General features: G+C 50.7%; 1 protein-coding gene. It reads right to left on the minus strand.

Translation table 11 applies throughout. From position 1 onward, the window contains the following. Nucleotides 1-1,615, minus strand: a 1,615-nt coding sequence (locus G9G53_RS25575) for a condensation domain-containing protein (RefSeq protein ID WP_238796311.1), incomplete at both ends; no start/stop codon positions are given.

The raw sequence follows: 1,615 nt of genomic DNA on the forward strand, positions 1-1,615 counted from the left end.
CGCCTACTTTTCCGGTCGGAATCGAAGTTTGCTGATCATAGCCGAGCAAATAATCCTTCCAGTAGGAAGCTGCTGCTGCTTCATCCTGTGCTTCAAGCCACTCAATATACTGACTGTATGGAGTCACGGGGGCAAGCTTCGGCTGTCTATGCTCCACGGCTGCAAAATAAGCCTCAAACACCTCATCCGTGACTAACGCCACACACCAGCCATCCATCAAGATGTGATGAGAGCTCCACACAAAATAATAATCCTCATCACCTGTTCGTAAAATCGCCACGCGCATCAACGCATCCCGGGACAAATCGAATCCGGCTGCCTTGTCCTGGCGAATAAATTCCTGCACATACGCGTCACGCTCCTGCTCATTCAGATGACGCAAATCTTCACATCTGAAACCAACCTCCTTGCGGCGGAAAATCACCTGCACAGGCTCATCCTGCCAACCGCTGATGAAATTAGCTCTAAAGATCTCATGCCGCTGCGCCAAATGATTCAAGCTATCCTGGAAAATATCCGCTTGGAAGCGTCCGTGCAAATCAAAGGTCGTTTGTTCAAAATAAGCTCCTGACGCTGCATCCATCAGACTATGGAACAGCATGCCTTTTTGCATCGGCGTCAACGCATATACATTTTCCAGTTCCCCGATGTCACGAGTCCGCTCTACCAACTGATCCAGCTCGGCCATGGTTACATGTTTAAGCATGACATCGCTTGGCGTCAGTTCTTGCTGTTTGCGGCCTACACAATGCGCAATGATTTCCTGCAAACTGATTTTGAACTCTTCAGCTAACTGCTCCATCGTTTCATGACGATATTCCTGCTTGCTGTAGCTGATTGTCAATTGCAGTTCGCCTTCCGAAATCAGTCCGTTCATATCCAGCGTGTGCGATCTGGCTGCATGGGCGCTAAGCTCTGCACCGCTAGCGTAAGGAGATACGCCAATGGACTGACTTTGCATATCTTGATCAAATTGTCCCAGATAGTTAAAGCTGATTTCAGGTTCGGTCACAAAACGCTCTTGCTCACGGGCTGCGGACAGGTATCTCAACATCCCGTAGCCAATGCCCTTTTGCGGAATGCGGCGGAGTCCTTCTTTCACCTGTTTGATGCGCTGTGAAAGGTCTTGCCCCACGCTCATATCCAGCACCACCGGGAATTGGGTCGTAAACCAGCCCACCGTCCGCGTAATATCCAGTTCTGGCAAAATGGACTCCCGTCCATGGCCTTCCAGGCTCACGAGCACTCGTTCCAAGCCCGCCCAGCGATGAATAGTCAGTCCTAAGGCGGTAAGCAGCAAATCATTCATCTCCGTGTTGTAGGCACGATGCGCCTGTTTTAACAACTGCTCCGTTTCCTGAGCTGTCCACGTAACTGTCATGTTCTCGCTGTCCCTATTCAAGGAATGAGAATGGGATTCGTCTTTTGGAAGCGGCTGATATACGCCCTGTTCCATTTCCTGCCAGAATGCGAGTTCTGCTGCCATGGCCGGACTGTTCGCATATTGAGACTGCCCATCCGCCCAGGTGCGGAACGAATCCGTTTTGTGCGGAAGGCGAGCCGTTTGTCCGTTCAATGCCTGCTCGTAGGCGGTTGTAATATCCTCGAACAAAAT

The sequence above is a fragment of the Paenibacillus sp. EKM206P genome (assembly GCF_011066155.1).
Lineage (GTDB): Bacteria > Bacillota > Bacilli > Paenibacillales > Paenibacillaceae > Paenibacillus > Paenibacillus polymyxa_D.